Annotated in this window: 19 protein-coding genes and 2 pseudogenes; 11 read left to right on the forward strand and 10 right to left on the reverse strand. The window is 63.7% G+C overall.

Annotation, left to right across the window (positions count from 1 at the left end; all coding sequences use genetic code 11):
- Positions 1-91: 91 nt before the first annotated feature.
- The 5 genes from GO608_RS06495 to GO608_RS06515 all read left to right on the forward strand — a co-directional run bounded on the left by GO608_RS06495 (position 92) and on the right by GO608_RS06515 (position 5,474).
- A complete protein-coding gene (locus GO608_RS06495; protein WP_169198842.1) occupies positions 92-1,159 on the forward strand; it encodes a sugar-transfer associated ATP-grasp domain-containing protein in 1,068 nt (355 codons plus the stop codon).
- A complete protein-coding gene (locus GO608_RS06500; protein WP_169198843.1) occupies positions 1,147-1,806 on the forward strand; it encodes a GNAT family N-acetyltransferase in 660 nt (219 codons plus the stop codon). Before GO608_RS06495 ends, GO608_RS06500 begins: the two co-directional genes overlap by 13 nt.
- Position 1,807: 1 nt before the next feature.
- Complete coding sequence (locus GO608_RS06505; RefSeq protein ID WP_169198844.1) at positions 1,808-3,064, forward strand: ATP-grasp domain-containing protein; 1,257 nt, start codon at positions 1,808-1,810, stop codon at positions 3,062-3,064.
- A gap of 222 nt (positions 3,065-3,286) precedes the next feature.
- The gene (locus tag GO608_RS06510; protein ID WP_247002909.1) at positions 3,287-4,183 is read left to right on the forward strand and encodes a sugar-transfer associated ATP-grasp domain-containing protein; all 897 of its coding nucleotides are present in this window, start codon (positions 3,287-3,289) and stop codon (positions 4,181-4,183) included.
- 253 nt (positions 4,184-4,436) lie between these two features.
- A complete protein-coding gene (locus tag GO608_RS06515) occupies positions 4,437-5,474 on the forward strand; it encodes an IS5 family transposase (protein ID WP_247002679.1) in 1,038 nt (345 codons plus the stop codon).
- Between the two features lie 165 nt (positions 5,475-5,639).
- Here GO608_RS06515 and GO608_RS06520 read toward each other — a convergent pair.
- Positions 5,640-6,346 (reverse strand): annotated as a pseudogene (locus GO608_RS06520) (IS3 family transposase); the annotation flags it as partial.
- Positions 6,347-6,451: 105 nt separating this feature from the next.
- Here GO608_RS06520 and GO608_RS06525 point away from each other — a divergent pair.
- Positions 6,452-6,805 (forward strand): integrase core domain-containing protein, encoded by a 354-nt coding sequence (locus tag GO608_RS06525; RefSeq protein WP_169200601.1) that lies wholly within the window; start codon positions 6,452-6,454, stop codon positions 6,803-6,805.
- Positions 6,806-6,832: 27 nt separating this feature from the next.
- On the opposite strand, the pseudogene GO608_RS06530 reads toward GO608_RS06525, so the two are convergent.
- Positions 6,833-7,060 (reverse strand): annotated as a pseudogene (locus GO608_RS06530) (helix-turn-helix domain-containing protein); the annotation flags it as partial.
- 457 nt (positions 7,061-7,517) lie between these two features.
- Here GO608_RS06530 and pth point away from each other — a divergent pair.
- From pth to GO608_RS06545, 3 genes are read left to right on the forward strand one after another with little or no spacing between them, the layout of a single operon-like run.
- The gene (pth, locus tag GO608_RS06535; protein WP_169200602.1) at positions 7,518-9,350 is read left to right on the forward strand and encodes an aminoacyl-tRNA hydrolase; all 1,833 of its coding nucleotides are present in this window, start codon (positions 7,518-7,520) and stop codon (positions 9,348-9,350) included.
- A gap of 17 nt (positions 9,351-9,367) precedes the next feature.
- Complete coding sequence (locus tag GO608_RS06540) at positions 9,368-9,979, forward strand: D-alanyl-D-alanine carboxypeptidase family protein (protein ID WP_169200603.1); 612 nt, start codon at positions 9,368-9,370, stop codon at positions 9,977-9,979.
- A gap of 60 nt (positions 9,980-10,039) precedes the next feature.
- Positions 10,040-10,396, forward strand: coding sequence for a hypothetical protein (locus GO608_RS06545; protein ID WP_169200604.1), 357 nt, complete (start codon positions 10,040-10,042; stop codon positions 10,394-10,396).
- Between the two features lie 38 nt (positions 10,397-10,434).
- Here GO608_RS06545 and GO608_RS06550 read toward each other — a convergent pair whose 3' ends face one another.
- Entirely contained in the window at positions 10,435-11,700 is a 1,266-nt protein-coding gene (locus GO608_RS06550; RefSeq protein ID WP_169200659.1) for an IS256-like element ISAzo34 family transposase, read from the reverse strand.
- A 15-nt stretch (positions 11,701-11,715) separates the two neighbouring features.
- On the opposite strand from GO608_RS06550, the gene GO608_RS06555 reads away from it, so the two are divergent.
- Positions 11,716-12,684, forward strand: a complete 969-nt coding sequence (locus GO608_RS06555) for a sugar-transfer associated ATP-grasp domain-containing protein (RefSeq protein ID WP_281505709.1) — start codon at positions 11,716-11,718, stop codon at positions 12,682-12,684.
- On the opposite strand, the gene GO608_RS06560 is transcribed toward GO608_RS06555, so the two are convergent.
- From GO608_RS06560 to GO608_RS06590, 7 genes are all read right to left on the reverse strand, one after another.
- Positions 12,672-13,868 carry a sugar-transfer associated ATP-grasp domain-containing protein gene (locus GO608_RS06560; RefSeq protein ID WP_169199057.1) on the reverse strand — a complete coding sequence of 399 codons (1,197 nt, stop codon included), beginning with the start codon at positions 13,866-13,868 and terminating at the stop codon, positions 12,672-12,674. The genes GO608_RS06555 and GO608_RS06560 overlap by 13 nt on opposite strands.
- A 184-nt stretch (positions 13,869-14,052) precedes the next feature.
- Positions 14,053-15,897: an asparagine synthetase B family protein gene (locus tag GO608_RS06565; protein WP_211159441.1), complete on the reverse strand. Its 1,845-nt coding sequence runs from the start codon at positions 15,895-15,897 to the stop codon at positions 14,053-14,055.
- A gap of 59 nt (positions 15,898-15,956) precedes the next feature.
- Positions 15,957-17,468: a lipopolysaccharide biosynthesis protein gene (locus GO608_RS06570; RefSeq protein ID WP_247002911.1), complete on the reverse strand. Its 1,512-nt coding sequence runs from the start codon at positions 17,466-17,468 to the stop codon at positions 15,957-15,959.
- Positions 17,469-17,612: 144 nt separating this feature from the next.
- Positions 17,613-18,857 (reverse strand): pyridoxal-dependent decarboxylase, exosortase A system-associated, encoded by a 1,245-nt coding sequence (locus GO608_RS06575; RefSeq protein WP_425532291.1) that lies wholly within the window; start codon positions 18,855-18,857, stop codon positions 17,613-17,615.
- Positions 18,854-20,449 carry an acyl-CoA ligase (AMP-forming), exosortase A system-associated gene (locus GO608_RS06580; protein WP_169199055.1) on the reverse strand — a complete coding sequence of 532 codons (1,596 nt, stop codon included), beginning with the start codon at positions 20,447-20,449 and terminating at the stop codon, positions 18,854-18,856. Before GO608_RS06580 ends, GO608_RS06575 begins: the two co-directional genes overlap by 4 nt.
- 94 nt (positions 20,450-20,543) lie before the next feature.
- On the reverse strand, positions 20,544-21,242 hold the full coding sequence (locus tag GO608_RS06585) for a GNAT family N-acetyltransferase (protein WP_169199054.1): 699 nt from the start codon (positions 21,240-21,242) through the stop codon (positions 20,544-20,546).
- Between the two features lie 5 nt (positions 21,243-21,247).
- Positions 21,248-22,480 carry a glycosyltransferase gene (locus GO608_RS06590; protein ID WP_169199053.1) on the reverse strand — a complete coding sequence of 411 codons (1,233 nt, stop codon included), beginning with the start codon at positions 22,478-22,480 and terminating at the stop codon, positions 21,248-21,250.
- A gap of 154 nt (positions 22,481-22,634) precedes the next feature.
- On the opposite strand from GO608_RS06590, the gene GO608_RS06595 reads away from it, so the two are divergent.
- A complete protein-coding gene (locus tag GO608_RS06595; RefSeq protein WP_169199060.1) occupies positions 22,635-22,889 on the forward strand; it encodes an acyl carrier protein in 255 nt (84 codons plus the stop codon).
- Positions 22,890-22,895: the final 6 nt, after the last annotated feature.

The following is a 22,895-nucleotide window of genomic DNA, read 5'->3' on the forward strand; positions in this document are numbered from 1 at the left end:
CTCTCGGTGACCTGGCGGGTGGCGGGGCTGGGGGGCTGCAGGCAATTGGAGGATCGGAAGCATGACTGAGGCAGTGCGCAGGACGGGAGGATTGACCAATTACATCGCTACGGCCGCCGAAGTCGGTGGGCAACTCGCGGCCAACCGCTATCTTGTCCTGCTGCGGATGCTGTGCGCAAAAGCGCTCTATGGCTTGTCCGCCGCCGAGTACGGTCTGTACGGCCTGCATCGCAGGCCTTTCTCCCGGGTTTCCGCCTACCGCACCAAGAAGCAGACCACCGCCTGGTTCAATCGTATCAATCCCGGCGACCGAAAACCGCTGGTCGAAGACAAACTCGCATTCCATCGAAAGTGCCAGTCGGCGAACTTGCCGGTGCCCCCGCTGCTCGCTGTCCTGTCATCGCGCTCGCCGCACGACGCTGACGGCTTTCCGTTGCTGACCTGTTTCTCCGACGTTCAGCGACATTTCGCAGGCGACGACAGCCTCCGCCTGATCCTCAAGCCCCGCAGCGACGCGATGGGGACGGGTGTGCGCTTCGTGGAGCTTCGCTCGGGCGAGCCTTTCGATATTGAAGGCCGGCCGATCGACGCAGTCCCTTTCGCCGACTCGTTGCACTTCGACATGCGGCGCGACGACTACCTCGTCCAGTCCTTCGTCCGCCCGCATCCAGACGTCGCGCGGCTCGGCTCGGGCAAGGCGCTCGGAACGCTGCGGATCGTCACGTTTCTCAAGGGAAGCGAGTTCTGGGTGCTGTATGCGCTGATGCGCATTCCCTCGCTCGGCAATGTGCACGACAACTTTTCCGCGGGTGCGAGCGGCAATCTGATCGCCAACGTCGATGTCGAAACCGGCCGGCTCGGCCCGGCATGGGGGCGGCGGAATGGCGGGTTCCCGCGGCTCCTGGAGTCGTTCGACTGCAATCCCGACACCGGTTTGCCGGTGCGCGGCGAAGCGCTGCCGCAGTGGGGCGAGATCCGCGATGCGGTGCGCCGCGCCGCGCACGCGTTCCGGGAGCTGCCGTTCCTCGGGTGGGATTTCGCGCTTTCCGACGACGGCATCGTCATCATCGAGGCGAATTCGAACCCCGATATCGTTGGCGCTCAGGTGTCCACCGGGAAGGGCGCGCGCGAATTGCTGAGGCCGTTGTGCAGCGGCTGATCAAGAACACGGCGCGGCGCGCGCGGCGCAAGCTGGCCAATCTCCCGGCCTTGCGCTGGGCGTGGAGCGACCGCTATCTATTGTTGCTTGCAATCGAGGCCGAACGGGCACCCCAGGCAGATCCCGGCGACGAATTCGACTGCAACAACCTCGAACATTTGCGCTATTTCCGCCAAACGGAACGCTGGCTATCGCCGGAAGCATTCATCGCCGAGGCGCGCGAGCGCATCGGCGCAGGCCTGCGGCTCTACACCGCAGTCGGCGACGGCGTGCTCCTTCACTACGGCTGGTTGGTCCCGATGCAGGAGCGGGCCCAGTTCCCGTACGTCGCCCAGAGCTACGACTTTCCGGACGGAACGGCGGTGTTGTTCAACGCCTACACGCATCCTTCGGCGCGGGGCTCGGGCCTCCACGAGCGCTCGATGCGTCGGCGGGTCTCTGATGCCGCGCGCCTGCCCGGCATTCGCCATATCTATACCGCGATCGAGTCCCATAACGCGCCGTCTCGGGCGGTCGCTGCCCGGACGGGTTTTCGTTGTGCGGAAGTCCTGTACGAAATAAGCCGCGTCGGCGCGGTCCGGCGCGGCACGATGACGCCCGAAGAATATTTCAATACGGTGGAACCACGTGGCAGAAGCTTCCTTTGAAATGACGCCCGCGCAACGTGCGCGCCTGCCTGTCCTCGTCCCGGACGTCCACGCGATCGGCATGATCGGCGTGGTCCGCTCGCTGGGAAAGGCCGGCTACCCCGTGCATGCCTGCGCGAGCCGGGCGGACGCCTTGGGGCTGTCGTCCAATTTCGCGTCGAAGTCGACACGTTGCCCAGCCTATGACGACCCCCAATTCCTCATCTGGCTCGACAACTACGCTCGGGACCACGACATCCGGGCGATCGTGCCGAGCGAAGCCTTCCTTCTGGCAATCCGCCCCGTGTTCGACCGCTACGCGCCGTTGCTGCCGGTTCGCCCCGATGAAGACTTCGTCTATGAGGCGTTCAGCAAGCCGGCGGTCCTGCTGCGCCTGCTCGAATCTCCGGATTCCGCCGCGCATCTTCCTCCCACGCTGTTCGTTCAGGATGGCGACCCGCTTCCGACCGAGGCGCTCGGCCTCCCGATTTTCGTCAAGGGCGACGGGACGGACGCCCGTCTCGGCAATGACAACATCGTGGCCCGAGCCGATTCGGCAAACGAAGCGCTCGAGCGCATCGTCAGGCTGCGCGAGCGCTACCGCCGGGTGCTGGTGCAGGGCTTTGTGCCGGGTCAGGGCACCGGCGCGTATTTCCTCGTGCATCAGGGCGAGATCCGGCAGGAGTTCATGAACCGCTGCTTGCACGAAGTCCCGCACACCGGCGGCTTCTGCTCCCTGCGCGACAGCTGGTGGCACGACGCGATGATCGAGGACGCGCGCCGCAAGATCCGCCATCTCGGCTGGGAAGGCATCGCGATGCTCGAATATCGCTGGGACCCGGACAGCGACCGCTTCTGGTTCATCGAGCTCAACGCGCGCTTCTGGGGCGCGCTGCACGTCGCGCTCTACGCCGGCGTCGACTTTCCGACGCAACTGCTCGACACGTTCCACCGGGCGACGGTGCGGCGGGTAAAGGAATTTCCGCTGGGGATGCAGGTGCGCTATACGGTGCCGTTCGAGGTCGGGTACGTCATGTCGCGGTGGCGCGACCGCCGGCTGCCGCTCGCGCAGCGGCTGCGCAGCGTCGCAGGATGGTTCGCGCGTTTTCTCCACCCAGGCATCCGGTCGGACCTGCTGTACCCCGGCGACCGGAAGCTTTATCTGTTGCAGTGGCGGGCGTTTCTCCGAGGCGGAATTGCGTCCTTTCTGCACAGGGCGCGGAGCAGAGGCCTCCGGGATGCCCGAACTTCCGAAAAGCAAAGCGCAACGATTACCTGACGGGTTGCGGGCGCCGTGGGAATTGCGCGGCAAACCATTTTTTCGATCCAAAGTCTTCAAGTGGGGAGAGGCCGGATGAGTGCAGTCAGTCAGCTGTCTAATTATTTGAGGTTCGCCAGGGCGAATAAGCTGGAAACCGGGCGCAGTTTCGTTCAGCTTCTGCGCGACCTTTCAGTCATTGTGTCGAGAGGAATTACCCCATCCGAATACTACCGGCTCTCGATGTACGAAGGCGTTCCGCCCGACTACGTCTCAGTCAAGGAGTATGTCCGGATCGAGCGCATCCTGAATCCTCGACAGACGGGCGTCGTCAATTTCGACAAGTGGCACCAGTACTGTTTTTTCAAGGGACTCGGGTTGCCAACGCCCGAAGTGTTCGGCTTTGTCTCGGGCAAACGCGGCATGCTCGAAGGACGTCCGTTCTCCGGGGAGGCTGCGGCCCTGTTCGCGATGCTCGACAGGCACGAAAAGCCGGTCGTGATCAAGCCGTTCGGCGGTGGACACGGGCACGGCTTCGATCTTCTCATCGATTGGTCCGCACTGCGCGAGACGCTGACGCTGAAGAACAAGGGGGAAGTGCACGTCAGCGATTTCCTCGCCGAAGTCGCGTCCGACCCCGAGGGCCTGATCTTTCAGGAGCACATCAAGCAGCATCCGCAGCTCGGCAGGTTTTCGGCGTCGGCCGTCAACACGCTCCGCGTGCTCACGGTGCTGACCAAAACCGGTGACGTCGAATTCCCGGCAGTAATCCTAAAGATGGCCCAGGGTACTGCGCTCGTCGACAACGTCGGCGCTGGCGGCATCGCTTCGCACATGGACGTACAGAACGGCCGGCTCGGCCCCGGGTTCGTCTGGCCCGGGAAGGAGTCGTACGAGCGCCACCCCGAGTCAGGCGCACCGATCCGCGGCTTTGCCGTCCCGTTCTGGCGCGAGGGACTCGATCTGGCGGCTCGCGCGCACCTCAATCTGACGAACGCCCGTAGTCTTGGGTGGGATGTCGCGATCACAGAGCAGGGGCCTCTGCTGCTCGAAATGAACAGCTATGTCGCGATTCCGGTGTTTCAACGCATGGGGCATTCGGTTCGGCACGGGGTGTTCAAAGCGATGCTGGATCATTAAAAGTCCTTTTTGCCAGGTTTCCGCCGTTTTCAACAAGTAACGAAGTATTGGGGGCACTGATGCACCTTGCGAATCGTGGTCGAACTGTCGCATCCGTCTTGCGTGAATCGGCACGGGAGATCGGGGCAAAAGGGCGTGCCGTCTGGCGCAGCATCTCCTGGCGCACGGAGTACCTCAGGGCGCCTCGAAAAACCTCGACTCGCCCACCCTTGGTAAAATTACAGCGTCCTCAATCTCGCCACAGCCGACATCGATGAAACCGCGCAGCGCCATCAAGACCGACCTGTTTGCCTTTGATGCCCACTGCAAGAAGATCGACACGCTGGGTGACCCGCTGGTCGAGATCGAATCGCATATCGATTTTCCCGCGCTGGCGGCCGAGGTCGATATGATTGCGCCGCGACTCGTGAGTGCGCAGGGCGGGCGCCCGCCATACCCGACCGAGACGATGGTGCGCATCCTGGTGTTGAAGCGTCTGTACAACCTGTCCGATGAGCAGATGGAGTACCAGTTGCTCGACCGCATGAGCTACAAGCGCTTCTGCGGACTGGCGAATGCGACGAACGTTCCGGATCGCACCACGGTGTGGACCTTCGAGAACCGGATTGGTGAAGCGGGGGCGAAGGCCTTGTTCGACGGGGTCTCGACGCAGCTGCTCAAGAAGGGGTTCATCGCGCGCGGCGGTCAGATCATCGACGCGACGCTGGTGCCGGCGCCCAAGCAGCACAACCGCCGCGGCGAGAAGGAACTGATCGAGCAAGGCGCAATGCCCGCCTCGTGGCGCCCGGCGAAGCGGCGCCAGAAGGATACTGAGGCGACCTGGACCAGGAAGCACGGCAAGAGCTACTTCGGCTACAAGCTGTCGATCAACATCGACAAGAAGTACAAGATCATCCGCCGAATCGAGACCGATACTGCCAGCACGCACGACAGCCAGCACTTTGACAACGTCTTCGACACGCGCAACACGAGCCGCGATGTCTATGCCGATCGGGGCTACCCGTCCGAGCAGCGTGAAGCCAGGCTCAAGGAGAACGGCTTTCGCAACCAGATCCAGCGGAAGGGCAAGCGCAACAAGCCGCTGTCCGAGTGCCAGCAGCGACGCAACAAACGCATCGCCAAGACGCGTGCGCGGGTCGAGCACGTGTTCGGGGCCATCGAGCAGATGGGCGGCAAGCTGCTGCGCACCATCGGTCAGGCGCGGGCGAACTTTGCGATGACGATGATGGCTGCCTGCTACAACCTGAAGCGGCTGGTCTATTTCAGGAAGGCCGGAATCGAGGCCTTCTGACGCCCGAAATGGGCCGCATCGCCGATGTCCGAGGCGATTCGAGGCAAAAACTGAGCGACACCGCGGGAAGAAGCGGTGATTTGCCGAAGGAACTGAACCGAATTCGGTCGCGGTCATCGTGTCGCACCGGGGTTCATTGAAAACCTCGGGTTATTCGAGGTGCCCATACGTGATATCCGTTACCCACGCCTTGTTGGGGGCCGTCACGGCAAATTGGCGATCGAGCAGGTTAGGCGCCACCGGCAGACTGTGTTTCGAATCCGTCGTCGCCTTGAACTTGCGCTTTTGCTTGCAGCGCAATCCGAGCTTCTTGCGGATGCGCTTGATGCGGTGGAGGCCTACCTGGACGCCGTGATCCGAAAGATCCGCCTGAAGACGCTGCGGCCCGCAGGTCTCGCGCGTGCGCTGGTGCGCCGCTGCAATCTGTGTTTCGAGGCGAACTTCTTCGCGAGCACGTGCCGAAGGCGGACGCCTTCGCCAAGCGTGGTAGCCGCTCTCGGAGACGTTCAGTACCCGGCACATGGCCGCCACCGGATGGCGTTGTCGCAGCGATTCAATGTGGCCGTATTTCACCGCGACTCCTTCGCGAAATAGGCCGCAAACTTTTTTAGCAGGTCCCGCTCCAGCTTGACCTCGGCCAGCTCCTTTCTCACGCGGGCCAGTTCCATCTCCAGATCCGTCAGCGGCTTCTGAGCCTGGCCAACTTCCTTCAGCTTGCCCGCCCGGGCCGCATTCACCCAGTTCTTCAGGCTGCCAACCGGGATCGACAGCCGCCTGGCGGCCTCTCTCATCGACAGCCCTTCGCTCTCAGCCAGCTTGACCGCCTGCTCTCGAAATGCCTGCGTATAGACCCCTCGGGGCATCCGTTCCATCTGTGTCCTCCGTTCGTGTAATTCTACGAAACGTCGGACTCCATTTTTTCCAGCCCACCTCACTCCGATCGCGGCAGCCAGTACTGCGCGCACGACTATCGCGAGGTGTTGAAGAATCGGGGCATCACGGTGTCGATGAGCCGGCGCGCGAACTGCTACGACAACGCGCCGATGGAGTCGGCCAACGGCACCCTGAAGGTCGAACGGGTCTATGACGAACACTACGCCACACGTCAGCAGGCGATCGACGATCTGACCGAATACATCGGCTACTACAACACCGAGCGGCGTCACAGCGCACTCGACTACGACAGTCCGGTCCAATTCGAACGGAGGTGGGCCATGCAGCAACAGCACACACAACCGGTCGATACCGCCAGTTATCCACCGCCGCGCGCTCTGCGTGCGCATGAGGCGCCGCGCGCGCCAGTGGATAACTGGCTGCCGCAGTGCCCTTGATGGCGTCCATCAAACGGGGACAGCTTCACTGACCTTGGGCGGACGGCCGGAAATGGGCTTGGCGAGCAGCGCATTCTGCGCGCCATGGGCGAAGTCGGCCAGCCAGCGGTAGACGCTGCGCACATTGACGCCGAACGCGGCCGCAACGGAGGCAGCCGATTGACCCTCACGCAGGGCCTTGATCGCCTGCTGGCGCATGACCTGTAAGGAATGATGATCGATGGCGCGACCGTCGGAGGAGCGTTTGCATTTCATGCGCGTATCGTCTCATGCCGCGGACAATACTTTCTAAAAAGTTAGTACCAAAGACGGGAGGAAAAGGCAGGATTTCCGGCCCGACGGATTACCACCCGGTAGCTCATTTCCATGAAGCGCGGTAGATCACCGCCCGAATTTTCCTGATATGTTTCAATCATGTCCAGGGGAGATGGGGCCGGCACGCTGCACCACATCGGGCGAACATGCGTGGTTGATGCTCCATTACGATGATCGCTGGTCAGCGCTCGACGGACGGCCGGTGGGAGGTATCGGCTGTCTTGGTCCTCGGCGTGAGTTTGAGGCAGTCCGGACAATAATCGAATAGCGCGGTGCGGGATGGAGGGGGCAGCGGATGAGGCGTCTTGTGCGGGGTGTCTTGAAACATGTGCGTGGCCTGGTCCCGGCCCTGAAATGGCGCGCAGCAAGGTGGAGCGCCTTTGGCCGAGTCTCTATCATGCGGCCGCGACTCGACGCGGTGACCTTCGTTGCTATTACCGGCAGTGCTGGCAAGACTGGCGCGAAGGATTTGGCCGCAGCCGTGCTGCAAGTGCTCGGTCCGTGCCAGATGAGTAGTGTGTCGACGAACGATCATTTCGGCGTCGCCGAGACCGTGCTCGGCACCACTCGGCGGCACCGATTCAGCGTGGTCGAAATGGGCGCGCCCCGACCGGGCTATCTCGACCGCTCGCTGAGAATGGTCCGTCCGCGGATCGCGGTCCTGACGCTGGTCGCACGTGACCACTTCACGCGGTACAAGAGCGTGGAGGCCATTGCGGCAGAAAAGGGCAAAGTGGTTTCGGCCCTGCCGCCCGACGGCATTGCCGTGCTCAATATCGATGATCCGCTGGTACGCGCGATCGGTGAAAGCTGCGGGCGGCGGGTCATCTGGTTCGGGCAACGCGAGGGCGCTACGGTCCGGCTGCGCGAGGCGCGCTCGCGCTATCCCGAGCCGCTGACACTGACGGTCGACTATGCAGGCCGGATCTACGAGATCGCCACCGCGCTGCACGGCACACATCAGGCTCCTTCTGTTCTGATCGCTCTCTGTGTCGGATTGGCGGCGGGCGTGCCGATGGAGACGGCGATCGCGGCACTGGCGAAGGTGCCGATTACTCCAGCCCGCATGGAGATCATGAGTGCCGATAACGACGCTGTATTCATCCGCGACGATTGGAAGGCGCCCGTGTGGTCTTTCCAGGCTCCGCTCGATTTCTTGCGCGAAGCCCGGGCCGAGCGAAAGGTCGCGATCATCGGAACGCTCTCCGATTATTCACTGTCCGCTTCGAAGCTTTACCCGAAAATTGCACGGCAGGTCCGGGAAGTGGCCGATCTCGCGATATTCGTCGGTCCGCATGCATTGCGCGCACTCAAGGCTCGAAGCAAGCCCGACGATCTTTCAATTCTCGCCTTTCCCGATATACGTGCGGCAGCTGAGCATCTGCACGCCGCGCTTGGCGCCGGCGACCTTGTGCTTGTAAAGGGTTCGCACAAGGCTGATCACCTCACCCGGCTTATCCTGGACCGCACAGAGCGGGTGTTGTGCTGGGACGATCGCTGTCGCCGTGGAACGTTGTGCGAGCGGTGCCCGAAATTGCGCGATCCTGCGTTTGCCTCCGGTCCCCCCGAGCCTGTTAGCCGACGCTTATTCACCCGCGCTGCTTCTTCAGAGGAGGAATCGGTGGTAGCGGTCGTTGGACTCGGCAACGCGGGCGTGCAGTTCGATGGCACGCCGCATAACGTGGGGCGAGGCGTGCTGGATGAACTTGTCCGTAGCGCGGGGAAGCAGTGGATCGAGGAGGGCGAGGGGCACGTCTGCTCAATCGTTGTGGAGGGCCTTGGTGTGAAGCTTTTGAAGCCTTCCGGCGCAATCAACCAGTGTGGCCCAAAGGTCCGCGATTTCCTGGAGCGGACGGGAGTGGACGTGCGCCGCTGCATACTCGTTCACGACGACATGGATCTGATGCTCGGGGACGTGCGCATCAAGCGCGACGGCGGTGATGCGGGGCATAAGGGTGTTCGATCAGTCATCGCCGCGCTCGGAACGGGATCGTTTGCACGGGTGCGGGTCGGCGTGCGAAAGGAGGGCGAGCGGCAGGCCGCGCGGAACCTCGTGCTCACGAAGTATTCTGCCACCGATGAAGCGCCGCTTGCACTGGGCGTCGGTTGCGCCGCCAAACAGGTGCTTGAACTTATCGGGGGGCCGCCGGGGTCGTCGCGGGAACTCTTCAATACGGGCGGCGGTGCTGACGCTGACAAGGGGTGCGGCGAGTTATCGTCAACGGTTTGAGCGCGCGAGAGGGCTGGATGGTTACCGGAAAGTACTTCCGCGCCATCGCGGACGCCGCCGGACGCCGCTTGTGGCTGGCTAGCGTCAAAGTCGAAGCCGCGGCGGCAAGCGGCAGCCGGGACGAGCGGCGGATCGCAGTACTGCATCGGCGGCTCGGGGTGCCCGCGCATTACGTTCGGCGGGGCCTGCCGTTCCACCCCGAAGCGCGCGAGACAGTAGCGGTCGCTTGCGGGCTCGCCGGCGCCCTTCATCACATGACGCCGGAGACGTGCGAGCAGTGGGGCCGGATGAAGGCTGCGGCCGCAGAGGCGGGCATTACGCTAGCGGTGCGCTGGGCGTTTCGCAGTATCGATGACCAAGCCGTGCTGCTCCGCAAGTACCTGCGATGCGGAAAGCAGATTGACGAATTGCTCACGTGGATTGCCGCGCCAGGCTACAGCGAGCATCACAGCGGCCGCGCGCTGGACTTCGAGCCGATCCCTCGAGGGACTCCGTTCGAGCACACTTCGGCATTCGCATGGCTATGCGAGCATGCGGGCATCTATGGTTTTGCAATGTCGTATCCACAAGACAACGACTACGGACTTGTGTTCGAGCCTTGGCACTGGTGTTTCCAGGAACGGACGTAATCAGCGGCCGAATGACTCCGCAAGGTGCGCGTCCGCCGAGGATTCCGATGGGAGGAGGTGATGAGAATTAATCTGCAGAGGTGGAACGTCGCGAAGTGCTACGCACGGATCGCTATTGCGTGGGCGAAGGGCTTTCCGATGCACGTCGACCAGTCGCGTGGTGATCTGTTGTCGTTGCCACGGCGCATGTGTGAACAGTTCATTCTCCAGGCCCATAACGGCATCACCGCCCAGAATTATTACGACCTCAATCTCTTTGATCCGCGCAGGAGGTGGGCGGACAAGCGGCAGTACGTCGGACATTTCGACTTGCCCCGGCTCTTCCGATATCTAAACAGCCAAGCCCACGAAGCACTTGCGCGCGACAAGGTCGTATTCCATCTGTACTGCGAGGCCCTCGGCATTCCGACGAGCTAAAGTCAATTCTGGTGTATGGACCCGTCCGGCATGGCTGATCAGGCGGCGAGCCGCTGCTGTTCGTGCTCTTCGTCTTTCACGGGTTCGCCGTCCTTGAAGACGACGCCGCCCATCAGTTCGGCAATGCGCTCAACGCCGCGAATCCGCCGCCAGGATTTCTCGGCTTCCTGCACGAGCTTGAAGGCGAGACCGAGGAAGCTCGAGCGCGACACGCAGTTCTTCGTGCGGGTAGTGCGGTGACGCACGGTGGCGAAAGTCGACTCGATCGGGTTGGTCGTGCGCAGGTGAATCCAGTGCTCGGCCGGGAAGTCGTAGAAGGCGAGCAGCGCGTCGCGATCCCTGACGAGCTTGTCGGCCGCCTTCGGGTACTTCGCCTGGTAGCTCTCGACGAAGCGCTCGAAGGCGCTCACGGCCGCGGCGCGCGTCGGGGCCATCCAGATCTCGTGGAGCTGCGCCTTCGCCTTGGCCTGCAGGCTCTTGGGCAGCGCGTTGAGCACGTTGGCGCTCTTGTGCACCCAGCAGCGCTGCCGGCGGGTTTCGGGGTAGAGCTCGTCGAGCGCCCCCCAGAAGCCCAGCGCCCCGTCGCCTACTGCCAGGCGCGGACCGACTTCGAGGCCACGAGCCTTGAGGTCGCGCAGCAACTCGAGCCAGGACGCCTTCGATTCGCGGTGCCCGTCGCCGATCGTGACCAGTTCCTTGGTGCCGTCGAGCCGCACGCCGATGACGACCAGCAGACACTGGCGGGCATCGTCCTCGCCGCGCAGGCTGGTGTGCACGCCGTCGGCCCACCAATAGACGTAGCGGCTGCCGGACAAATCCCGCTTCATCCAGCCGGCGTAGTCGCTCGCCCACTCGGCCTTCAGGCGGCTCACCACGTTGGGGGAGAGGCCCTTGGCCTCATCGCCGAGCAGCACGGTGAGCGCCTCGCGCATGTCGCCCGTCGAGATGCCCTTCAGGTACAGCCACGGCAACGCCGCCGACACCCGCGCCGAGCGGCGAACATACGGCGGCACCAAGGCGGAATTGAACTTCACCCCAGCGCCCGAGCGGTCACGCACCTTGGGTACCCGCACCTCGACGTTGCCGACCGCCGTGAGCACCTCGCGTGCCGGCAGGTAGCCATTTCTGACCACCGCTCGGCTCCCGCCCAGCATCCGCACGTTCTCGTACTCGGCCAACAACTGCTGCACCTCCACTTCAATCGCCCGCTCGATGAGATCCCGCGCGCCGCGCCGGATCAGCTCCTCCAGCGACAGCCCCACTTCCGATTGCTCAACCGACTGCTCACTCGTATCCTTCTTCAAGGCGCGCCTCCGTGGTTGCTGAAAATTTGGTCTCGACAACTCAATTCTCAGCAGAGGCACGCCGCCTCATCAAGCCCTTCTATCAGGATCTGGTCATACACCAGTCTTGACTATATCTCCATTCCGACCGTCGCTCCGCTTGCGGTCTATGCGCCCGGATGCCGAACGCTGCCTTGGCAATGCCTGCACTCTTCTGGCGAACTTGAGGCGTTTATGCTGCAGCCGGATACCGCGGAGCTCTTCTTTAAGACCGACGCTGGTAGCAAAGGGCGCGGCGCGCTGTCGCTCGGACGGCGGCTATCGCCTGAAAGCTGGATGCGACTGCCGGATGAAGCGGAGATGACGCTCGATGAAGTTGTGGCGCAGCTCGGCAAGGTGAGGGGCGGATGTTGGCTCGTCCAGCGCCGATTGGTGCCACACACCGCTATTGCGGACGTTGTCCCCCATGTCTGTCCCACCATACGGGTAATGACCCTGCTCGATGGCGACAAGGTCCATGTTACCGGTGCGCTCGTGCGCTTCGGTGACGGCAATTTTCCGGCCGACAACGCGGGGAGCGGGGGTATCGTTTTTCTCATCGACCTCGCGACTGGAAAGCTCTCGAAAGGCGCGCATACGGTCGACGGCCGCACGATCTTTCGCTCCTCGCATCACCGGACCCGAGTTGAGGTTGCCGGACGCAAGATCCCGTTCTGGACCGAGATTGTGGCGCTCGCGAAGAGCGCGGCGAGCAATTTCCCGGCGTCGCCCTATCTCGGTTGGGACATCGTCGTCACCCAAGACGGCCCGCTGATTCTCGAAACGAACTCGATGTCAGGCCTGCTTTCCTTGCAGAAACTGAACGAAAAGGGCGTGCTCGAAACCGAGCTGCGGAAATTCATCGAGCCCGTACAGGGTGTCCTGCTGTCGGGCGTAACACTGCGGGAACCGGACCATCGCCCCCAGCAGGACGATCTGCTGCCGCGGATTCGTCAGGCCGGTTGAGGGTCGCTCTGGGCGTGGCGCGGGTCGATCGAAAGGCCGTTGCCGAGCCGGCCCGCCGTCTTCGCAAGTTCGCGGCCAAGTGGTCCCTGAAGCAGACCGTGGGGGGCTGCGGTCTGTACGGACACGCATCGCGGGCGAGTGTTGATCTCAATAACGACCGGCCCGCCGTCGGTGATCCCGATATCCCAGCCAATGCACGGCAGAAAGTTGAAGCGTTGAGCACTCTCCGCCACCAGCGTCTGAATCTTCCCCCACTCCGGGGTCTCGACCCGCGGCAGCGATGCGCCGGTTAGTGGATGAACGTCGGTAGGCTTCGGAATGCCATCGTCTAGGCAGTATGCCCGCTGCAACAGACCGGTTCTCATGGTGATAGGAGCGATGAGACCGCCTCCCGCGACGTTATCGGTCGCGCTACGGCCGCTGCCGATCCGCACTGCTGCGCCAAGGAACTCGACTCCCCGCTCGGTACACAACGTCATGATGCGAACAGTGGGGCAGACGTGCGGCACGATGTCGGCAAAGAGCTGATGCGGCCTGAGCCTCCGTTGCACCAGAAATCGACCAAGTTTTCCGCCCGGTGTAAGGTGCTGCAGGATGCCTTCGACATCCGTCGCGGTTTGGGATGGCAGTTCAATCCACGCCCTCGTCGATGAACCGTCTGGACCGACCGCGAGAGCGCCTTCCCCGAGACTTCCGTCGGCAGGTTTGAAGAAAAGGTCCTCCCCGTGGTGGTCTTGAAGGAATTGTCGGACGGCGCCAGCCGTGTCGAGACGAAGCCCGAAGTACGGCTTCGTACCAGGTGCGGTCGTCGCGAGCGTTTCGGGCGTGGGAATCCCGTGCGAATCGGCAAAGATGTGGAACAGGGCCTTGTCGCGCGCGAGCACGTCGTAGACCGGCGGATTGATGCGGTCGAAATAGCGCCACTTCTGGTACGAGCCGAGGAAGCTACGCTTCTGCTCGAAGCTCAGTTCGCCTCGATACAGCCCGAGGTGGTAGTAGTCCTCAGCACAGATCGCGCTGCTTTTCAGAAGGCGGGTCTGCTCGATCAGGCGCGCCGACAACGGGCCGAGGCCAAGGCCGCCCTGTCTGCGATGCCATTCGAAGTCGACCGCGATCTGGTTCGAAAAGTCGAGATAGCGCTTCGAAAGCCGCATCAGCTGGAGGGGCAGATCGAAAACGGACATATGGTCGTGTCTCCAATATTCGGACCGCGGCTGCGCAGTGTGTCACCCGGAGCATGCGTTGCCGGGAGGGAGCGCTAGTGCTGCGACAACTCGCCCTACGCGCCCATGAACCGGTCTCGAGCACGCGCCGGATGTGACGTGAAAGCATGTGAGGTTTCGGCGGTGAAACTGATGCCTCCGCCGTTCAGAGCCTCGTCGGCGCAGATACGAGGGGCTCGCGAGCACGCGGTGAGAGGTGACTCAGCGACGCCTCATGCGCCTCGAGCCAGTGTTCGAGCACCATCAAAATCCACACCATTTCCCCGTAATAAGCAGGATGCGCCGGCAGCAACTCGTCGAGGAGTTTCCGGGCGAACTCGGGGCGGACGATCCGGCGTTGCGCGAAACCCTTTACCGCGGCGGCCGCAAGATCATGAAGCCCCGGATGCGAGGTCGCCCACACCCCGAACGGCAACCCGAACCCGTGCTTCTTCTTCGCGATGATCTCGTCGGGCAGGAAACCCTTCAGCGCTTCCTTGAAGAACCAGCGCAGCGTCAGTCCTTTGAGTTTCCATTCGGGTGGCAGGCGCAGCGAGAAATCGACCAGCTCATCCGACAGGAATGGGAAGCCGACGTCGAGGCCGGCCAGTTGTGTCGTGCCGACGACCTTGGGCAGGTCGTTGTCGGCCAGCGTGTATTTCCAGTCGAACGCGAGCATGCGATTGATGAGCGTGTGCGCGCGAACGTCGGACCAGGTCTGCCGTTGGATCTTCGCGGGGTGCTCGATGTCGATCCCGGCGAGGAAGTCGGGCGTGAATATCGAGTCGATGCCGAGGCGGTGGAGAAGGTTGTACATCTCGGTCCGGTCGGGCAGCGGTATGCGTGCCTGCTCGATGTAGCTCGCGCCCTTCCGGGCGAGCGGCAGTCGGTCGATGCCGGGAAGCGCCAGTGCGGGCTCGATGACGTGTTTGCTCAGGGCGCCCGGCACGAGGTCGTACCAGCTGAAAATCCGCTGCTTCGCATAGCGAGAGTTTCCGCCGAAGAGCTCGTCGCCGCCGTCGCCGGCGAGCATCTTGTCGACGCCATCGGCATGCGCGCGCTGCGCGCAGATCCACCCCGGGACGGCTGAGGAGTTTCCGAACGGCTGATCGAAATGGGCGGCGACTTTCGGTATCGCAACGAGCAGGTCGTCCGGCGTGACATAATATTCCCGGTGGTCCAGGCCGAAATGGCGTGCCGCGATGCGCGCATATTCCATCTCGTCATAGCCGTTCGCGTCGAAGCCGATTGAATACGTACGAGGCGGCTTGCCGAGGACCCGGCAAAGCATGCCGGACACCGTCGAACTGTCGGTCCCGCCTGACAGGAACGCACCGACGTTTCGGTCCACGGCTTCACGGGCGACCGCCTGCTCGACGAGTTCGAGAAACTCCCGCTTCAGCGACGGAAAATCGCCGCTTCGCGGTTCGTCGAATACCGGCTGCCAATACGGCCCCGTGTTCACCGCGCTTCGTTCCGCGCTCAGCGAATGGGCCGCAGAAAGGCGACGGACGTCGGTGAAAATCGTCTCGGGTGCGGGGATGTGATGGAAAAACAGGTAATCGAAGATTGCCTGATTGCCGACGGCCCGCGCCGGCCCCGGGACGCGGTCCGCACGATCCGAAAAGGCGAAGATGCCCCCGTCCCGCGCGTAGCAGAAGGGAAGCGAACCGAAGCGATCGACTGCGGCAAGGCAGCGACCGTGCACCGCGTCGATCATGACAACCGCGAACCGCCCGGCGACGCCCCCGGGTGCGCGTGCCCGGGACGATGCGAACGCGCGCAGCCACGCGACGGCCGCGCCTTCGGCGAGCGCGATGCGGGCGAGGGCGGGGTCCCGGAAACGCGGCGTGCCCCACGCTGCGCAGACCATGTCGGAGGACTGCGAGACCGACACGCTCAGCGCGACGGCGAGCGTGCCGCCCGGGCAGTCGATGCGCTTCAATCCTTGGGCGAAGCGCATGTCGAATCGCGGGGGTTCGCCCGTCAGACTGAAAAGCCCTTGAATCATCGGAAGCAAGAGCAACCTCCCTTGGTCGGTTTTCAGGGGGCGGCGGCGCCGCCCGGGGTTCAAGCGCGGTGTCTGCGCAAACCGCGCAACTTTTCCAGCAGATACGATTCGGCGCCGTCGGGTCGGCCGACAAGCCACCACAGCACGAGGATGGTGACGGAATAAGTCGCCGCGCCGACCAGTACCTTCGAGGCAAGCAACAGGGGACCTTGCAACGCTATCGCCTCTGCAGTGTAAAAAACGGCGAATCCCATCAGGATCACGGCGCCGACCGGCCGGGCAATCGAGGTGAGGATGTCGGTGAGCCGCAACGGTTTGAATTGCTGAAGCAACAGCGCAATGAACGCGACGAAACCGGTCAGCGCCACGGCAAGACGCACCTTGGCGATGCCGAGCGCGCCCGCGTCCGGGAAGGCGAGCAGCGCGAGCGCGGCGAACAGGACGACCTGTCCCCATGCGCTGAGCGCGGTCAAGCGAGTTTTGCCGAAGGTCAGAAGGATGTACGAACCGCTTGTCGTGATGGCCCTGAGGAAACCCATCACTGCGAAGATCTGGATGAACGGCACGGTGATGCGCCATTTTTCGCCGAGAAACACGGTCACGAGATCTTCGGCGACGAGTGCGACGCCGATCGCGGCCGGCATCGCGATCAGCGTCTGCACTCCCTGCGCGAGCAGGAATACGCGCTTCAGTTCGGCAAGATCGTTCTTGACGCGGACGAAAGCCGGAAACAGCACTCGATTCAGCGGCGCGAGGAGCTCGGTGGTCGGCATCGACGAGATCTGCCCCGCGAGGGAGTAGGCACCCATCACGCCGGCGTCTTCGCGTCCGCCGACGATGAGCGAATGCAGCTTGCCCTGCAAATATCCGCCGATGCTGCCGACCAGCATCCATTGCGAAATGCCGAAAATTTCGCGGAATTTGGCGAGGCTCGGCCGCGGGCGCATCGGATGCATCGTGTAGCTCTGAATCAGACCAACCGTGCGGCCGGCGATATTGCCGATCACCAGCGCCCAGTACGACTGCATGAGCCACGCGGCGACGATTGTCACGACGAAGCCTGCGAAGCGCTTCGTGAAGAGAAAGCGGAAGTCCTTTCCGAACTGCATGTTCTTCTGAAAGGACACGATGCCGATGTTTTCGAATCCATGCAGAACGAAGGTGAGCGCCAACGCCTGGATCACCGGCGCAACGCGGGGCTCGTTGAAATAGTCGGCCGCCCACGGCGCGGTAACGAAAACGATCGCGGTCGAGATCCCGCTCTGGATCAGCCGGATCGTCCAGGCGGTGTCGTAGTCGGCCTGGGTCGCGTTCTTGTTCTGGATCAGCGCGACGTGCACGCCCAGTTCGAACAGCACGTCGGCGAACGCGATGACGAGTGATGCCATTGCGATGATGCCGAAATCGGCCGGCACGAGCAGCCGCGCGAGAATCAGCATGCTGACGACACCGATCAGGCGGTCGGACCACCGCATCGCGACGGTCAGGAATGCGCTGCGAACGATGCTCGTGGGTTTCCCGCTGCTCATCGCGACATCAGTCATCGGCGGTGCCTCGATCTGGATCGACACGCGCCTTCCCGTCTGCATGCACGCGGCGCGCGGGCGTTGACGCAGCGAACGGGGCAGGAGCGCGGCGCCGATCGCCCTTCACGGTGAGAGGCCGCGGGCGGGATGGCGAAGCGGGCGACCTGGCCTTGCATGGAGGGGCGGGCGTCAGACCAGCACTTCGACAATGGGCGGATGCCCGAGGAAACCCTGCGGGCTGGCGCTCGCGCCGTACGCGCCGGACTGGAACACGACAACGAGGTCGCCCGGCTGCGCGCGCGGCAGCGTCATACGTTCGCCGAGGAGATCGAGCGGCGTGCAGAGTGGCCCGACGACCGACGCGGCCTCGACGTCGGTGACGCCGATGCGATTGCCGATCGCGACCGGATAGTTCTTGCGTATGACCTGGCCGAAATTGCCCGAAGCCGCGAGGTGCTGATGCAGTCCGCCGTCGGTGACCAGATAGGTATGGCCCCGTGAAACCTTGCGGTCGGTGACGCGGCAGACATAGACGCCCGCCTCGCCGACGAGGTAGCGGCCGAGCTCGATGACGATCGCAGCGTGCGGCAGCTGGCGTGAGGCCTGCGCCTGCAGCGACGCGAGGTTGTCGGCGATCGGCGCGAGATCGAGTCGCTGCTCGCCGGGGAAGTATGGAATGCCGAAGCCGCCGCCGAGATTGAGAAACGCGACGTCGGCCGGGGCGTGCTCGGCGAGCCGCAGGGCGAGTTCGAAGCTTTTCCGCTGCGCCTCGACGATCGCGTCGGCTTTCAGGTTCTGTGATCCGGCGAAGAGGTGGAACCCCTCGAACGCGAGGCCCGTGCGGCCGATCTCGACCAGAAGCGCTGGCACCTGCTCGGCATCGACGCCGAACTGCTTCGGCCCGCCACCCATCTTCATGCCCGAGCTCTTGAGCTCGAAGTCGGGATTCACGCGGACCGCGACGCGCGCCGGCAGCCCGAGTTCATCCGAAATCGCGGCGAGCAGCGGGACCTCGCGGAACGACTCGACATTGACGAGGATACCGGCGGCGACCGCCTGCCGCAGCTCGCTTTCCTGTTTGCCCGGCCCGGCGAAACTGATGTCACGCGGCGCAGCACCGGCGTCGAGCGCGACGTGCAGCTCGCCGGCCGACGCGACGTCGATGCCGTCGACGAGCGTCGCCATGTGGCAGACCAGTGCGGGCATCGGGTTCGCCTTCATGGCGTAGTGCAGTTCGATGGCCGGCGGCAGCGCAGTACGCAGCTCGGCGACGCGCCGCGACAGGAGCGAGCGGTCGTAGGCGTAGAACGGCGTGCGCCCGACTCGCGCCGCGAGCTGCGTGAGCGGCAGGCCGCCGATCAGCAATTCGCCGTTTGCGACGTCGAATTGATCCATCGGCGCGTGGCCGGGAGGCAGTTTTGGCTCGATGCTCATGGGGTTGGCGAGTCCATTTCGACAAATTCCGAAGAGAGCGTCTTGCGGTCGATCTTGCCGTTGGGGTTGCGCGGCAGCGGTCCTTCTCGCACCTCGACGTGCGCCGGGACCATGTATGCCGGCATCCGCTTGCGGCATTCGGTGAGGAGAGCCGCGACGTCGAGCACGCAGCCCTGCGCCGGCGTGGCGACGACGCAGATCGACTGCCCGAGAGTCGGGTGCGGAACGCCGAACGCGACGCACTCCCCGACGAGACGGGTCGCGTAGAGGATCTCCTCGACTTCGGTCGGGCTCACGCGGTAGCCCGACGTCTTCATCATCTCGTCACGTCGGCCGATGAAATACAGGAAGCCTTCTTCGTCCATGCGTACGTTGTCGCCGGAGAACACCGCGACCTCCGGCAACACCAGTCCTGCCTCGCGTCCCGGCAGCGGCTTGAAGCGCTCGGCTGTCTTTTCCGGATCGTTCCAGTAGCCGAGGGCGACCAGTGCGCCCCGTTGCACGAGCTCGCCGGGCTCGTTCGGTGCGCACGGCGTGCCGTCCTCGCGGAGCACCAGGACTTCCGAATTCGGAATCGCCTTGCCGATCGAGTCCGGGCGCCGGTCGACTTCCTCGGGTGGAAGGTAGGTCGCGCGGAACGCTTCGGTGAGGCCGTACATCAGGTAGGGACGCGTGCGCGGCAGCATTTCGCGCAGCTTCGTCAAGGTCTCGAGCGGCATGCGCCCGCCCGTATTCGCGATGTAGCGCAGATGTTCGGTGACGTCGTCCGCCCACGTCAGCTGCGATAGCTGGATCCAGAGGGGAGGCACTGCCGTGAGCCCTGTGACACGCTCGCGCGTGACCGCGTTGAGCACGTCGCGCGGCAGCAGGTAATTGATCAGTACGACGCGCGCCCCACTGTGGAAGGCCGTTGTAAGTTGCGAGAAACCGGCATCGAAGGACAGCGGCAGGGCGGCGAGAAGTGTGTCTTCCGGCCGGTTTTCGAGGTAGCTCGCGACGCTCTTCGCGCCGATCACCATGTTCCGGTGGGACAACACGACGCCCTTGGGCCGCCCCGTGCTCCCCGACGTGTAGAGAATCGCCGCAATGTCCGTATCGATGAGGCGGGGCGCGGGGGCTCGCTTGCTGCTGTCCAGCAGCTCGTCCCAATGGTGGACCGAAGTGCCGGATAGCGTGGGCAGCTCGGTCGGACGGCTGGTGAGCACGACGTGGCGCAAGTCGTGGCAGTTCGCGAGCGTCGCGGAAAGCGCCGCGAAACGCTCCGGCGACGTCACGAGTACGCGCACGCTGCAATCCTGGAGGATGTATCCGACCTGCTCGGCCTTGAGGATCGGATTGATCGGGACGAACACGCCGGCCGCGCAGGTCGTGCCGAATGCGGCGGTGACGAACTCGAAACGCTTGTCCAGATAGATTGCCACTCGCTCGCTCCGCGCGAGCCCGAGCCTGTCGAGACCGGCTGCGAAGGACGCGACGTCGTCGGCGAGCGCCCGATAGGACAGGGTGTCGGAAGAGAAGGTGAGCGCGGGCGCGTCGGGGGCGCGCTCGGCAGACGCTGAAACGAGGTGATGCAGGAGATAGGTTGCGTTCATCGTTCCGTGCCGGAAAGGGTTGAATGCCCGACTTTCATGACGGAAGTCTAGCCCAAGCACGATGGGCAAGACGCGACAATTCGTTTCCGCCGGGTTATCCGTCGGCGGGAGGATGGAGGCGCAAGACCGGGCGTGATGCAGGGGACAGGCTGAAGTGAACGAAGGGCGGGGCGCCGATCACCGCGACCTGCAGTTTTCCGAGGCAGAGGAACGTCGCCGTGTAGAGCTTGCGCACGCCGAGCCGCGAGTGCGACGAAAGCGACGCCGGATTGAACGTGGATATGCGCGAAAAGCTCCACCGGACGCCTTGTCCATCGAGATGCGAATTGGCAGCATCCCACAGGCGCGCAAACGTGCGGCCGATGCGATATTCGGGTTCGACGTAGACGTCGAAATCCCAGGCGCTGCAATCCGGTTGCGCGAGCTCGTAGCGGCAGCGCACTTCGTCTTCCTCGTAGGCGTCGCGGGCAAGCCACAAAAAGCCGGAGAACCCGCCCTTCGATTCGGTCGCGAAGCAGGTGCTGCCGGTGCGGAAACGTCGGGTGACGACGGATTTCGCCCGGGGGAACTGCTGCACCAGCGGATCGTCCGATAGTACGGCCCTGACAGGATTCTTCGCCGAAGGCCGGCACTGTGCCTGTGCCGCAGGCGGGACCGGTTGCGCGACGAGCACGTAGCGGATGAGCCGGGCCCGGCCGCCGCTGGCCCGCTGCAATGCCCGCCCGAACGCGTACAGCAGGCCGTTTCCCCAGCCCAGCTTCTCGATGCTGGTGGAAAGCTTGGCGACCGGCATCTTCGTCAGCTGGAGGCGAGTGCGGCGCGCTCGAGCAGCAACGCCAGCTCCCGGGTGCGCTCTCGACGGGAGGCACCCGCGATCGCGGTTTCGTTCGGCAAGGTGCCGCAGTGCCGGTCGCCGACGAAGCGTCGCAGCAGATCGCCGATCGCGTCCGCGTCGTCGAGGGGCGCGATGGCCTCGATCCCCGCGTTGCGAGCAATGCGGGCGGTATCGCCGGCCGGATCGGTGAGCGCAAGAATGGGGCGTCGTGCACGCAGGTACTCGTACAGCTTGGCGGGCACTTGTGCGTTGCAGTTCGCCGCCTGCAATATGAGCAGGCCGTCCGCTCGCACCATCTCCGAAAGCGCGTCGCGGTAGGCGATCGGCGGCAGAATCTCGATCGCCTCCGCAACGTGGTTGTCGGTCGCCAACTGCTGGATCAGGCCCTTGTGCACCGGTGCCCGAAAACGGATGCGCAGCCGGTCGAACGTGCTTTTGTCAGTGTGCTTGAGCTCTTTCAGTGCGGCAAACAGTGCAGTCGGGTCGCGCTCGCTGGGATAGACGATTCCGCTATGGAGGAGCGTCACCCGGTCGGCGTCGAGGGGCGATCCGCTGTGCGTTCCTTCGAAAGTTTCCTCGTCGTAGCCGTTTTCCAGCAGGCTCATGTGCGTGGCCCGCGCCGGGTATCGCAGCTGATAATCGCGAAGTGCGCTGGGCGTCGTGAACGTGCTGAAGGCGGCGCGCGCAATGCCCGTTCTTTCGATTCGTTCGAAGCTGCGCCAGACCGAAGGGTCCTCGGGGTAGCCGTCCTGAGCCATCGGGTCGCGAAAATCGGCGACCCACGGCACGCCGCTCAATCGCTGCAGCGTATGGCCGATGCGATGCGCCGTCGCCAGGGGGTAGGTAGACCACAGCGCGTGAGGGCGGTACTTCCGAATCATCGCGAGTCCGGCTGGCACCGCACTCAGCCACCAGGACATCCAGCGGTCGGGACGTGCGAGGACCTGCGGGTAACACTTGCCGATCGCGAAATGCCGCGCAGCGTCCCAGGCGCGCGTGCGGATCACGGTCGTGCCGGGAGGAATATCGCGTAACTGATCGTTTCCGGTGCCGAGGTAAGCGCGCGGGTCGACGGTGAGTACGATGGGCTCCCAGCCGAACTCGGGAAGGTATCGGACGAATCGCAAAGTGCGCTGGATACCGCTGCTTCCCTTGATCGGAGGAAAGTGGAACGCAACCATCAGCACGCGTTTCATCGTGACAGCACTCCAGATGGACATTCTCTTTTGCCGCGCGAGGGCGACGGCGGTTCTGACGGTCTTCCGTTGTGGCGGACGAACGGGCGCCTATAATAGCAGCCACCTGTTGCAAGGCCTTATAATGTGCTTTGCCCTTCTAGCTATTTGGAGTATGTCGTTGGATATCAAGAAAGAAGTCTTGTCGATCCTCGACGAGGTGCTGAGCCTGAACGGGCGCACTTCCGGTTTCGACCTCGATACGCCGCTGCTGGGCGCGGTGCCTGAGCTGGACTCGATGGCCGTGGTCGGAGTGATCAATCTGCTGGAGGAGCGTTTCGGCATCGTCGCGGAGGATGACGAAATTGACGGAACCACGTTCATGACTGTCGGGGCCTTGGTCGATTTTGTGGCAGGCAAGCTGAGCTGACCGGGC

Source organism: Aromatoleum buckelii, assembly GCF_012910785.2.
Classification (GTDB): domain Bacteria; phylum Pseudomonadota; class Gammaproteobacteria; order Burkholderiales; family Rhodocyclaceae; genus Aromatoleum; species Aromatoleum buckelii.